Source organism: Pseudomonas sp. C321, from assembly GCF_055407105.1.
This window is the reverse complement of record NZ_JBUZRB010000003.1, coordinates 296,655-309,718: the sequence shown is the minus strand read 5'-3', so window position 1 is coordinate 309,718 and position 13,064 is coordinate 296,655. Positions and strand designations below refer to the sequence as shown.

The 13,064-nt window shown below is 51.9% G+C and carries 13 protein-coding genes; 6 read left to right on the top strand and 7 right to left on the bottom strand.

What is annotated here, in order from left to right; genetic code table 11:
• Positions 1-42: 42 nt before the first annotated feature.
• The 3 genes from ACZRJ6_RS11040 to ACZRJ6_RS11030 form a co-directional block, all read right to left on the bottom strand.
• The gene (locus ACZRJ6_RS11040) at positions 43-942 is read right to left on the bottom strand and encodes a nucleoside triphosphate pyrophosphohydrolase family protein (RefSeq protein WP_064364350.1); all 900 of its coding nucleotides are present in this window, start codon (positions 940-942) and stop codon (positions 43-45) included.
• A gap of 2 nt (positions 943-944) precedes the next feature.
• On the bottom strand, positions 945-2,063 hold the full coding sequence (locus ACZRJ6_RS11035; protein ID WP_161806093.1) for a nucleotide kinase domain-containing protein: 1,119 nt from the start codon (positions 2,061-2,063) through the stop codon (positions 945-947).
• Positions 2,064-2,184: 121 nt separating this feature from the next.
• Positions 2,185-2,490, bottom strand: coding sequence for a hypothetical protein (locus ACZRJ6_RS11030; protein ID WP_442965725.1), 306 nt, complete (start codon positions 2,488-2,490; stop codon positions 2,185-2,187).
• A gap of 414 nt (positions 2,491-2,904) precedes the next feature.
• On the opposite strand from ACZRJ6_RS11030, the gene ACZRJ6_RS11025 reads away from it, so the two are divergent.
• From ACZRJ6_RS11025 to ACZRJ6_RS11010, 4 genes are all read left to right on the top strand, one after another.
• Positions 2,905-3,270 carry a TraK oriT-binding protein gene (locus ACZRJ6_RS11025; RefSeq protein ID WP_082367905.1) on the top strand — a complete coding sequence of 122 codons (366 nt, stop codon included), beginning with the start codon at positions 2,905-2,907 and terminating at the stop codon, positions 3,268-3,270.
• A gap of 375 nt (positions 3,271-3,645) precedes the next feature.
• Positions 3,646-4,383 (top strand): P-type conjugative transfer protein TrbJ, encoded by a 738-nt coding sequence (gene trbJ, locus ACZRJ6_RS11020; RefSeq protein WP_463968421.1) that lies wholly within the window; start codon positions 3,646-3,648, stop codon positions 4,381-4,383.
• 193 nt (positions 4,384-4,576) lie between these two features.
• On the top strand, positions 4,577-6,124 hold the full coding sequence (gene trbL, locus ACZRJ6_RS11015; protein ID WP_463968135.1) for a P-type conjugative transfer protein TrbL: 1,548 nt from the start codon (positions 4,577-4,579) through the stop codon (positions 6,122-6,124).
• A 2-nt stretch (positions 6,125-6,126) separates the two neighbouring features.
• Positions 6,127-6,447: a hypothetical protein gene (locus tag ACZRJ6_RS11010; RefSeq protein ID WP_463968134.1), complete on the top strand. Its 321-nt coding sequence runs from the start codon at positions 6,127-6,129 to the stop codon at positions 6,445-6,447.
• A gap of 284 nt (positions 6,448-6,731) precedes the next feature.
• Here ACZRJ6_RS11010 and ACZRJ6_RS11005 read toward each other — a convergent pair whose 3' ends face one another.
• Together ACZRJ6_RS11005 and ACZRJ6_RS11000 are read right to left on the bottom strand one after the other, a co-directional pair.
• Complete coding sequence (locus ACZRJ6_RS11005) at positions 6,732-8,051, bottom strand: replication protein (RefSeq protein ID WP_463968133.1); 1,320 nt, start codon at positions 8,049-8,051, stop codon at positions 6,732-6,734.
• A gap of 162 nt (positions 8,052-8,213) precedes the next feature.
• The gene (locus ACZRJ6_RS11000) at positions 8,214-8,432 is read right to left on the bottom strand and encodes a helix-turn-helix transcriptional regulator (RefSeq protein ID WP_082367901.1); all 219 of its coding nucleotides are present in this window, start codon (positions 8,430-8,432) and stop codon (positions 8,214-8,216) included.
• Positions 8,433-8,523: 91 nt separating this feature from the next.
• Between ACZRJ6_RS11000 and ACZRJ6_RS10995 the strand changes: the two genes are divergently transcribed.
• Positions 8,524-9,465 (top strand): LuxR family transcriptional regulator, encoded by a 942-nt coding sequence (locus ACZRJ6_RS10995; RefSeq protein WP_463968132.1) that lies wholly within the window; start codon positions 8,524-8,526, stop codon positions 9,463-9,465.
• A 121-nt stretch (positions 9,466-9,586) separates the two neighbouring features.
• Positions 9,587-10,432 carry a PD-(D/E)XK nuclease domain-containing protein gene (locus ACZRJ6_RS10990; protein WP_087715952.1) on the top strand — a complete coding sequence of 282 codons (846 nt, stop codon included), beginning with the start codon at positions 9,587-9,589 and terminating at the stop codon, positions 10,430-10,432.
• Between the two features lie 288 nt (positions 10,433-10,720).
• On the opposite strand, the gene ACZRJ6_RS10985 is transcribed toward ACZRJ6_RS10990, so the two are convergent.
• Positions 10,721-11,281, bottom strand: a complete 561-nt coding sequence (locus tag ACZRJ6_RS10985; RefSeq protein ID WP_463968131.1) for a hypothetical protein — start codon at positions 11,279-11,281, stop codon at positions 10,721-10,723.
• Between the two features lie 346 nt (positions 11,282-11,627).
• Entirely contained in the window at positions 11,628-12,839 is a 1,212-nt protein-coding gene (locus tag ACZRJ6_RS10980; protein ID WP_463968420.1) for a tyrosine-type recombinase/integrase, read from the bottom strand.
• Positions 12,840-13,064: the final 225 nt, after the last annotated feature.

Below are 13,064 nucleotides of genomic sequence, written 5' to 3'. Positions count from 1 at the left end.
CCATAACTTAATAAACGAGGAATCAATAAAACAAGAACCGCTTTAAACCATGCTAGAGCCTACACCTTCAGCATAAGTTATAGACCTAGAATCCTGATCGATGAGTAATCGAGCACCATTAGATTTCAAAACTTTACGCCAAACTTCAAACCCGAGAAGAATAGCCTTCTGCCACTCTCCCGACGAGCGCGCCTTCACCTCTAAAAGAGAAGTAACGCCTTTGATAGTACGTAAGAGCTTATAGTCCAGCGCCGTTACCCCCTCAAGCCAATTGTGCTCTTTCGCATAATCGAACACGAGAGCAACAACAGCCTCATCTATAACCTGTGCGCGCCCTCCATCTTGCACTTCATCAATATCAGGTGCACTTTTTCTCTTACGCTTCATAAGACTACGGATCACGGGCGACCAACCCAGAACTGCGATATAGGCAAGATGAAATACATCATGAAATCGATAGCCGTCAGGATCATCTGCATTGTCAGTCAGATAATCCCCAATCTGCACATCGTTCATTAGCATTCTTATCTTAACTTTACCCTCAACGTTGACCTCATCCAACTTAATCTCAAATTTTCTAGGCAATTTTTCTTGTTCTGGAAAGCTTTCATCAAATACCGTCGCACTGGTGTCGCCGTGTCCCCAACGCCCATTAGCCTTGTCTAGGTTTTTCTGCGCCACATCTTCAAGACTGAGCCCGGACTTTTCGGCCACGTTCGCGATATACCAAAGCAAATCGCCCAGTTCCTCACAAATCTTTTCTTTAAACAGCAAATGCGAATCGCCGTCTCGCAGACGCTTTTTATATTCGCTAAGAAGCTCTCCTGTTTCGCCGGCCAAACCAAGCAACGGAACCATCAAGTCAATCCCCGCTGCTCCTGCACTCTTTGAAGGAACACGATCAGTTAATTGAGCAAGCCGCTGATAATAGTTAAAGTCCATTTTTAACACTCCAAGTTCAACGCTGCCTGGGTGGTAGCGCGAAAAGATGATCGGGCCTCCGAAAACTCAAGCGATCTAAAATCTGCCGCAACCCGGTCATTGATCCCCCATTTAGGTGGATACCACGGCATGTCTAACGAGCCAGTCGGAGAAAACTTCTGTTTAATACGAGTACGCCCTGAGATACCTAAAACCTCTGGATGAGCAACACGGGCGTACTTATCAACTTCGCAAAAAACGTTCTGACAATCTATCAGCTGAAGTGGTCTCCCCCACAATGAGTCAAACTCAATACCCAAGCGTTCAAATTCACGCTCCTGATTTTCAGCCATCAACCGTATTAGTTGAGCCTCATCGACCCCGGCTGTAGTTTTGAAGCATTTTTTTAAACCATCTAGAGCGCCAGGTCCAGGCATTACGAATTCCATTTCTGAAAAACATGTGACTTCAGAATAATTTATATCAGTCACAAACTGATATGCCAAAAAATTGCCGATAGTTGGGTAGCTTCGGATGATTTCAAACGCTTTCTGCATACTGCCCAAGCCATGCAAAATTTTCGGAAGTTTTTCATCCATCATTCGTTCAAGCAGCTTGAGATGATTTTGATGCTTCGATGGATATCCAAATGCGGAACTCCCCGGAGGCATGATGTATGCGGCCGAGTAAATCCGCCCCCCGGCCTGCATAGCTCGGGTTAGGACTCTATCGTATGTATCAAAATTATAACCTCGATACGTAATAGCTCCAATCTCTCTTTCCAGAAGCTCCCAAGTTTCGATCTTATTGAAAAACTTGAACAGCAAAATCCTGAAAACCACCTCCTCCGGAGAGTCGCAAAGATCGGTGCGATAAATTACATTCCTTATTAAATATTGGCTAACTCGATCTGAGGCGCGGTACGCGTTTGTGAACTTATGAGCCAAAATAACAGGATCAAAAGTCCAAGGCCCAGAAGATCCAATCAATCTCTTCCTAAAAACTTTTTGACGCTCAGCGGCAAACCTCCAATAGCTTTCATATACCGGAGTCACCTCAAGTTTTTTAGACACCTCAGATGTGCTACTTTGAACATTTGAGTGCAACTCAAAATACTTACCGTCGAACTCAATTGCAACCATCACGCGCCATCTCCATTGTGGTGGACTCGCCGTGGCGAATCGAGGCATCACCTACCAATATACTCTTCCCTGCATACAAGCGTGCGACGTAATCTGCAGCCCTTCCAGCCGAACCATCCCATCATGTGCGCCCTGTAAAAACAGCACGTAACTGCCTCAGCGCCGATTCACATCCGTTCCAGTACACCATCGCATTCGTTGCTGCATGGATGCCAGCTTCCAGCTCTCCAAACTCCACCATCACTAGCTCTACGTCAATCGCATTTGCGCCTTGGCTTCGCTTCTCTAAAAGCCGAAGCTTCAGCGGTCCAGTGCCCTGTCGGAGGTCGACATTAACCCTGGCCAGATCAGCCCCTGCGGTGTGGTCGACCACCGACCGGATGGGCGTGCTTAAACCGATAGCACGCAGGTAGCCCGACCAGGGCATACCAGCCTTGTATGCGTTTTCTGTGATCCCAGCCTTTTCCTCGGCATTTGCCGAACCTCAATTGGCTTGCCACCTCGGCAAGCCGTTGCCTTTTCTTTGGTGTCGGCTGTCAGGGGGCTTCTGTTGTTGCCGTTGCGGTTTTTCCCTTAGACGCGGCAGCGGCTGGGGCCTCGCAGAGCAAGATGCCGTTGAGCCGAAGGCGAATAAGGGGCGGTGTTGGGAGGGTGCGGGCTTGCCCGTACCCGTACAACACACATCTTGCCGTCCAGCTAGGCGCAAACATATGCGTATCTATGCGAACAGCTCAGAAGGCGCGACCATAAGCGTATTTACGCATGTCTACGCTAGATTACGCATGGAAAATATACAACTTTATGCGCATACTTGCGCAACCATGCTTAGGCGGACTATGCGATGACAAAAACACCAAAAAAAGGGCCTACAGGTGCAGGCCGGGTCGCATTTTTAGCGCGTCTCGAGGAATTCCGTAGCCTGATCCAAGCGGGGTGGCCGGTCACGGTCGTGTACGAGAACCACGGTGGGGATAACACTGGTCTGAGCTACAGCCAATTCGCCCGATATGTCGGAAAATACATCCGCACGCCGACCAAGCGCGGAGACCAGCGCCCAAAGGTTGCAGACGAGACACTACTTTCTACGACGCCACTGGTAGAACAAACGCAGTCTGGCGCGACGATGCAGCCAAGCACCATGTCAAAGCGTCAACCTGGGTTCAGGCATGATCCTAGCAGTGGCAACAATCGTGACGACCTGATCTAACTTTGGCGGATGTGCGAGAGTTTCAGCGACCTCGACTCTCTCAAGCGTACACGGCCATTGACGACGCAAAGATTTGCCCCTCCCCCTGCATGCGACGCCGACTGATTGAAAATCACATTCCGTCAGCTCTTTGAGAGTTTTCTAGGAAACCTCATCGGCATTCGCCGCCAATCGGCGTCTTCCATGTCAACCTAATTAGCCAATCATTCCATCGATGCAACCGGCATATCGGGGCACGATCAAGCACGAATAATAGTGACTGATTGAGGTCGGCATATGTACCAAATAATCTCAAAGCCCATCAAAGACAGAACGCTGTCAGCTGATACTTCGCACAGAACGACCGCTTATGCGCTCGGGAAACTTATTCGCCAAATGGCCAACAGCGCCAAAATTCTCGGAGCCGTTTTTATAGGGATGGTATGCATCTCCCCTGCCCGTGCTTATGCAATCTATTGCTCGAATTGCTCGACGTTCTATCAGCAGATGTTCGGGTACGTCGAGCAGGTCAACACGGCATTGAATACCGCCGAGCAACTGCAAACGCAGATTCAGCAGTATCAAAACATGGTTTCGCAAGGCACGAGCTTGCCGAATTCGATGTTTGGCAGCATCGCGGCCGATCTGAAAAATGTGGCCAACATCTACAACCGCTCGCAGGCCCTAGGGCGACAAATCCAGGACATGGACTCGAAATTCAACACGGCCTTCCCAGGCTTCGAGTCTTACCTGAATCAAGCTGCGAACTTGGCACAAGCTCCGAACCGTGATCGCTATGAAAAGTGGTCCGTGCAGGGTCGTGACAACGTGAAAACGGCAATGAAAGCAGCGGATTTAAATACAGTAGCTTTCGAGTCTGAAGACGCTCAGCTCGCGCGCATGGTTTCACGTTCACAGTCAGCCGAGGGCCGGATGCAGGCGATTCAGGCAGGCAACGAAATCGCCTCACAGAATGTCCAGCAGTTGCAGAAGCTGCGCGATCTGCTGGCCACACAAATCAACATGCAGGGCAATTACATGGCTCAGCAGGTTGATCGAAAGGCTGCGGGCGAGGCAACGGAACAGCAGTTTGAAGCACGTGAAAACACACGCGGTGGCGTGAAGGGGTACTGAGAATGACTATTTCGAAATGGCTCATCGCGTTGATCTGCTCCGGCTCAGCACTAACCGCTTTTATGGTCACCCTGGCAGTTCAAAGCAACAGCGAATGTACCTCGGTGACTGAGCACCATCGGCGACAGAGTGACGCTGATACCTCGTTTGAAGCACGCCCGAATACTCGCGGCGGCGTTAAGGGGTACTAGCTATGGATACTCGCCTACTGTTGTTCCTCGCCTTGGCGAGTGCATTTGTGAGCGGAGATGCTATGGCCGCGACCGACCTTTCCCATGCCGACACATCGGTGCAGGGCCTACTCGACCTCGTTTTGCAGCAGTCGCACCAGTGGTCAGGAAAGCTGTATGACTATGCGATCAGATTATTCTGGCTGTTGGCCTCCATTCAATTCATTTGGACGTTCATACCTCTGATCATGAAGCAAGCCGACTTAGGCGAAATTGTCGGCGAGCTGCTGCGCTTCGTCCTGGTGGTCGGCTTCTTCCTTGCTGTTATGAAGTACTCGGTGGAGTGGTCATCTGCCATTGTCGATAGTTTCCGCGATGCGGCTGCGTCTGCGAGCGGCCTCGGGCGTGCATTAGAACCCGGCGATATGCTGGCGGTTGCACTGGATTTTGGCCGCACTATGGTAAAGGGCATATCAGTGTTTTCTCCGGCCAAAGGACTTTTGATCGCAGTATGCGCAATCCTTGTATTGGCGTGTTTCGCCTTCATCGCTGCATTCATGTTCGTAACGCTCGTAGAGTCTTACGTCATCATCAATGCTTCGGTGCTGTTCTTTGGCTTTGGCGGCTCACAATGGACGCGTGATTTTGCGATCGCCCCAATGCGCTTCACCGTGGCAATCGGAGCCAAGCTGTTCGTCTTAACGCTAATCGTCGGCTTGATCGTCCAGTCGGCCAAGCAGTGGTTGGCCGCCTACACCAATGACGAAGCGTCGTTGATGACGATGGTCGGTCTGGCCTTGGTGTGCTGCTATCTGACAAAGACCATTCCCGACCTGATCGGCGGCATGATTAGCGGCACGTCGATGGGTGGCGGGTCAGCCATCGGTGGTATGGCGGCCGCGGGTGCTGCCGGTGCAGCGGCGGCAATCGCAACCATCGCCACGGCCGGTGCGGCCGCTCCTGCTGCTGCCGGTGCAGCGAGTGCCGGAGGCATCAGCGGCGGCGGTCTGGCAGGGGCGATCAACTCCAGTATTGCCGGTGCAAGCTCCCCTGGTGCTGCCTCACCAGTAGGTGGCGCTACGTCGCCCGGCGTAGGTGCCAGCACTGGCGGCGGCGCAGCGGCCAAGGGGGCAAGCTCCGCAGGTGCGAAGACTGGCGGTGGTGCAGCTACCCCATCGGCTACGTCCAGCAACAGCGTCCAGCAGACAGCTAAGCAGACCGGGAAGGCCGCACAGAGCGGCGGTGACAATGATCAGAAAGCGACACCGAAAGGGGGAACTGTTAGTTCCGGCAACGCAATGTACCAAGCGGTCAATGGTGGTGCAAAAGCGCTTGGCGTAATTGCCTCACTGACAGTGCCGGGCATGGAGAATGCCCACTCAGCGTCGCTTGGCGCTGGTCTTCCATTGCCAGCCCCCAGTGACTCCAGTTCGCCCCCGTCCGCAGAGCCAGCTGGAGAAGCCGCAGGCATGGAATCCAACGTCATTCGACCAGATACGAACACCAGCTCAAGTTCCGGCCGCCTCGACGTTTCGAGAATAACCTCAAGCAACGACCAACCGGAGAAATAATCGTGAATAGCATTCTAATGTTCGCTGGATTCGTAGTGCTCGCCTCCATCTTAGCCATCGGCATGTGGGCGTTCGGCCGTTGGCTGCGAAGCAAAGGCTACGGGCCATCGCTCGATAGACTGGATCGACAATGCACCGCGTTGCGGTTTCGAGTTAGCCCGCTAGCCCTCTCGGCTTCCTTTCACATGTTTTCTGGAGTGCAACATCTGAATCGCCTCCCTCTATTGGGTAGCAAGAGCAATGCTGCTCAAGCCCAGCAAATTCTGACGGCGATCCGAGCGGCGCAGGAAGCCCAAAGGCTCGACTCCTCCGTCAACCGCTGACCCTACAATCCCCCGCCAGAGTGCGGGGGTTTGTTTCCCGGGGCCACCAAATCCAAGTAGTACGCACGGACTTGTCTCAGCTCACCCCTTCAGCCCCCCGCACGTAAGCGTAATCTCCCCCTGAGTTCGAAATCCAGGCCGCCTATTACTTCGGACCAGCACCCTACTGGCACTCCATCAGAACGCCGACCCCAGACAGCCTTGATCCAACGCGCGGAAGGCTTTGCCATTAGTAATACGCACGGACTTTGAACACTTGGAGCATCGGCCTGGACGGGCCGCCGTCAAAGCGCGGGGGCTTCGCCATTAGTAATACGGACGGACTCTGAACACTCTACGGCCGGAGCTTTGAGATAGCCCGAGACGGCCCCCACGGACACCGCCATTCGCTTAGCGATGGCTCGCACGCTCAGACCTTCGCGTCTGAGGGCCTGCGCCTGCGCCTGCTTAGCGTTGGCAGCCTCAAGGTAGGTTTCTCGGTCTACAGAACCGGCAGCTCGCCTCCGAAGCTCATGGCGCCTCCTATCGCGCTCTGCAGCCTCGACCCGACTGACAATAGTCTTGAGCTGGCGTTGTTCGTCGGCAGTGATCCCGAACAAGTTGATAAGCGTGTCGTTCTTCGGCGTGTACAGCGGCGCGTAGTCCTTGCCACCAAAGCTAACTTTCTCCCCGGCCTCATAGGCTTTGGCCTTGCTGAACAGGGTCATAAGCTCTTTCGAGCGGCTATTCCACTGCGGGTCAAGTTCGCGGGCCAGCGCGGCCGCTTCGTGGTACATCTGCTTGCTATTGGTCGCCCCGGACAGCAGCAGGAAATTCAATCGCCAAAACAGGTGCTGCATCCGGCTGCCTTCACCGACACCACCGCGCAGCTCGGCCAGCTTGCGCAGGTCTTCCAGCCGATCCCACGCGAGCTGTCGGCCGGAAAACCCGCGCAGATTGTCAGCTTTGCTGCCGGGCACCAAAAGGAAACGCTTTCCCGTTGCGCGCTGTTCGGCCTGTTTCTGTTGCTCCTGCCGTTGCTGCTCGATAGTCCATCGGGCTGCCGGTAGCAGGGCCTCGGCCAGATACTCGAAGTTGTAGCGGATCGGTTGACCATTAAGGCCGCTCTGGACGTGAACCACGCGGCAGACTTTGCCGCTCTTGCTGTTGACCGTCTCGACGGTACGCAGCACGCGGCTGGCGTCCTTGGCCATTGGGTCGGCCCCGACGTGCGCGAGACGATCCACAAGGTAGCGTTGGCAGGCGTTCCAGCGGGGTAGGGCCTGTCGTGGAATGGTGCCCTCCAGCAACCACTTGGCCTGTATGCCCCGGCCGCTGTAGATCAGCACGGACGGCGGCGGCAAGCCCTCTTCGGCGCAGAAGTATAGGACGGACGCGGCCAGTTGGTCAGGCGCTCGCCCAGCCAGCGCGGGCACGCGGTAGGTGTCGAGGTCGGCGAACAGCAGGCCAAGCCGCAGAAGATTAACGACTCGACGATTGGGTCGGATGAACTCTGCCTGGGACATCCACGTGTCACGTTTTTTGTCCAACAAACTGAGCACTTTTGGCATATCAGCCAAACGATGAGAGGACTGGCGCTTTTCACCTTGGGAGTCGACGAGCAACGAAAAAAAACCGGCTCTCGTCCTATCGTGGTACATCTGCGCTTCGTCCTCAGAGCTGAAAAGCGCAAGCTGTAAACTTGCGCTTTTCAGCTCTACAAGGTCGTTTGCAGTTTCTGAGTAAGGACGCGATGTCGACCTTGTCTCAGGCCTGAACTCCACCGCTCAGACTGCCATTCCTGGCCTAGGAGCGGGGCCGGACTCCCTGCATGTATCAATCCACTCCTCTACCTCGGCTAAATCCCACACGACCTTGCGGCTACTCACCGCAATTCGACGTGGAAATTTACCCTTCATTTCAAAGTTATAGATCGTGCGCTCACACAGCGGGATCATCGCCAGGAGTGTCTTTTTGTCGATTAGTTTTTTGCTCGATGAATGCATAGCTAGGCCCTATCAGTCACAGCGAATGTGTGCCTGATCGTGCCTTTAGGTGCCTATTGCTTCGACAGAATGATTGGCTAGAATGGTTGACATGAAAAAACAAATGACCATAGCTATTTGGGAGGGGTGTGATGCCTCCGTCGCAGAGGCCCTTCACCGATTCCTTGATCGCTGGGAGCCCTACTCCACAGCATCTAAACGCTATCCGATCGTTCGTCTGGTCGAAGAGCTTATCGACCCTGTCGTGGCGTCATATGCCGAAACGCTTCCATCGCGTTATCAGGGCCATATACCCGGGGCAGGAACGAATGTAGCGTTCAGCGCGATTATCCAGCTTGTTGGCATTGCCGCTATGGTCCGCCTACAGCGTCAGCTGCTACGAGCTTTTGTTCTGACTCACGACAAGCAGTCGGGGGATGATCGCTGCTTCATTGCGACGCTTGAGACGTTGATAGAACTGGTGCTGGCATGTAAGCGCAAGCAGCCGTATACCAAGGATATGGACGGTTTGAACGGTCAACGCTTAAAGGGGTTTTGTAGATTCTGCGGCGCGCGAGCAGAGCTAGCATTGTTCGCAGAAGGTGAAGGTCAGCGTGACCTAGATGAACACCTACGCCTGAGCAACCTGTACTGCACCACCCACCGCCCAAAGACACCAGATGGACGCTGGAATCCGGCATACAGGCAAGCAATGAGATCTGTAGCGCAGTTCGACCTAGAGCTGGCCAGATTGAGCAGACAATGCGCGATACGAGCAGAACCTAAGGCAAAGTCAGGTGACGAGCTCATCGACGCGTATATCTTTCAGTACATGCTTAGCCAAACACTACATCTAGCGGACGAAGCTCAGCTAAGAAATCTCGCTCGACTAATGGTGGACATGAAGTTGACAGACCGGAGAAAGCAAATCCTCGTGTTGCAGAAATTCGGCTTCAATCAGTCAGAAATTGCTCGCAGACTAGAGATCGAGCGCCAAGCAGTTTCCAAGGCACTTCGCTCAATCCCTGATAGCTTTCGACTTCCGACAGCCTAAGGTCGCCTTTTAAAATGCACGCATTGTTGACCGTACCGCCCTGAAGGGCGCTCCACGGAGCGTCGTAAAACTCTTGAAACATGTCCCACAGCGTTATACACAACCTATCACGGAGCGCCCATTGGAATACTTAGAAAACCGCATAAAAAGATTAATGTCTGAATCCAGACAACTTGAAGCAAGAGTCGCCTACCATCAAATCGACTGGAGCAACTGGACGCTAAATAAAGACCAAAATAATCCACCGCAGTATTTACTTGACGCGGACGACGAGTTCGTCAGACCTTTTCAGGAAACACTAGAGAGCATCTACCTAAACATCATCTGCTACTTAGACAATAAAAATCTAAATCACTATCTAAACACATACCTCCAAATATTTGGCAATAATCCGTCAAATCTAAATCATCGAGATGAATTTGAGATAGATCATTATGGCTCGGGTGAGCCATACAGCGTATTCATAGCTAAAACGAGTAAATTCTTATCATCCTTTGAATTTACAGAATCAAGTGAAGATCAGTATGAAAGAATAACTGGCCTACAATACCTCGAAACGATACTTAAAAATACAGCCGTCATCATTTCAAAAAACAAATTAGAACCAAAATCAGAGGTCGATGTATACAAAGCGGTAAAGTCAACCCTAAACGTTGTCTTTGCAAGCTCAAAATCCCCAAAGAGCAATTTTATAAAAACAGCCAAAGAATATTACCCAGACATATTAATCCCCGAGCTATATGCGGCCGTAGAATATAAATATGCTGCTGATGAACAGAAACTGAAATCTACAATAGAACAAATTGCGGCGGATGTGAAAGGCTATACTGGAGATAGTGACTATCGCGTTTTCTACGCTGTATTTTATGTAACAGAAGACTTCTGGGGACAGCAGAAATTTTCGAAAGCCTGGAACGACCAAAATTTCCCAAAAAACTGGATGCCAATATACGTTGTGGGAAAGTAATTATGGCAAATGACTAGACTCCCTGGGGCCTTGAATCAAGCGCGAGACATGCGGATCGACAAAGAAGAGACCATAATCCCCTCTGGTCGTAGGCAGCCGTAAGGACGCTAGCTGGCAGTCCATACTGTCTTCTCCAGTAGCGATAGACTGGAAACGGCCGTTGCCACCTATGTAAAAGGTAGCAATCGGCCGACTAAATACAGTCAGCCCCCGCCCACTAACGGACCATAGCGAACGAAGAATTTATCGCGCTACCCACATGAAAGAGGTCGACAACTGACATATCAATCAGTACTGAATAATCATTTTTCTATAGAAATGGGGATCACTTAACGTAGGGCTAAACAAACAATCGACGAACTCGCCATCAGTCCCGCCAAAACCATCATCCATGCCAGATATCACGAAGTAGCTTCTATAATTCTCATAGATCTCATAGTGCAAATCTTGAAAGAAGTCTATAAAGTTTACATCACAAAAACATTCAGAAAGGATTCTAGACTCATAGAATCTCATTCTCTTGGTACTGCCATCGCTATATCTATAGAGATTCTCTAAGCGATTCAATATATTATTCTCTACGATTTTTAGCTCATTTAACGATATGTCGTGCCTGCATTTAAATGCACAGAATAAATAATAATTCGGATTTCCTGAGCTGTAGGATCTAGATATTAGATCCCCCATGGTCAGACCTAGTTTTGCGAAACTAGGGTTGCTGGCGTCAGCACCCAAATAGAGCCATCCATATCTTGACTCCATATCAAGCTTCGTCCTCTCCCAAACATACTCCATTTTGTAATCATCAAATGTATCAATGTCTTCAATGGTTATTTTATCTTTTCTCAATCTCCCCACTCCCTAGCACGAAAAAACATAAAACCAGAAACCTAAGAAGACTTCTAAGGGATCATTCTTGGCCTGCGCATTATGACAGATGTATTTACCTTATGGCCATGAGACACGTCCCGCCGATTCGTATCAGCTGAAGCAGTATACACTTGGCATTGCATACGATGACGAATTGCTTTGGTCGTTAGCAGTCAACCGTGAATAATTACTTTCACCCATCAGCCATACCTGTGACTGGTCATATCAGACGCAAATAACTAGTCGGCACCAATGAAAGCCGCTGCTTAAGCGCAGGGCAATTTCCCCCTAAGCGATTTGCTGGTATGAGAGATGACCATGCAGACTACCTATTCGTTTCTCGCAGTTTCTTAAGCGTCCATTCATCAATCATATCGGCCCAATCCTGCAACATCGCACGACGCTGATCCCGGTACTCGGCCTTGTTGTAAACGGCGCGCACGCCTTTCTGCTCGTGTGCGAGGCACTTCTCGATCCAGTCAGAGTTGTAGCCCGCCTCATGCAACAGCGTGCTGGCCGTGCGTCGTAGGTCGTGGGGACCGAACTTGCCTAGGGGCACCCCTTCCTTTTGGGCAAGGCGATAGGTGAGCGTCAGTACCTGATTGATCGTAGCGGCACTCATCGGCAAATCAGAGTCGTAGCGTGACGGCAAAACGTAGTCTGAACCTCCTGCCAAGGTTTTCAACGCGATGAAGAAGTCCAATGCCTGCTGGGATAGAAACACCAAATGAGGGTTACGTCGCTTCATCCGCTCTTTGGGGATCGTCCACAGCGCCTCGCTGAAATTGATTTCACTCCACGTCGCATTGGTCAGCTCGCTTTTGCGCACCATCGTCAGCAGCAGGAGTTTGGCTGCGGCACGAACCGACGTCGCTGTTCCGATCCGATCCATGTACTGGTACATCAGCGCAATTTCATCAGGCGTCAGCGCCCGATCACGTGGCTCAAATTTGGCGATGCTGGCAGACCTCACTAGGTCCGCTGGGTTTTCAACCTTCTGGCCACGCTCAATGGCCCAGCGATAGACCTGTAGCACGATCTCACGGGAGTGGACAGCAGTTGCAGGCGCCCCCCGCTCCACTATCGCATCAGTCAGCGCCCGCAGATCCTCATGAGTGATTTCAGCCAGCTTCTGATTGCCAAACTTCGGCTTCAATTCGCGCTCGTAGACTGATCGGCGCATATCGCGTGTCGAATCCGCCATCTGATAGCCGCGCAGCCATTTTTCAGCCCAATCATCAAATGTCTCAGCCCCCTTCGTGCGCGCCTTCGCACGCGCCTTCTCCTTAGCTGGCGACTTACCTCCGGCGATCATCTTCTTCGCCTCCCCTAGCCTCTCACGCGCCTCTGCCAGGGTAATCCCGCCCAAGCCATGACGACCGAAGGTGACGGTCTCCTGCCGGCCATTGATGGAGTAGTTGTAGCGAAAGGAGATTGAGCCGGCCGGTGTAACCGCCACGTACAAACCATCGCGGTCAATCACCTTGTAGAGCTTGTCTTGCGGTTTGAGGTTTCGGAGCTTGGTATCAGTGAGCATGGCTTCCACTTTTCCCATAAAAAAATACCATGCTCTGAAAAGCGCGGAAGAATGGGGTTTCCCCCAGTAAAACCGGGCCTCTTGGCTATCTCGATACCATGCTCGTCCTGATAAGAGGAGCATGGTATCAAGCGTCATGCATGGCATCGGATGCAGTTAGTACCCCGTACCATGCCATAAAAAATACATGCTTGGCGATGCAAAACGCTGCCTGAACTTGCCAGA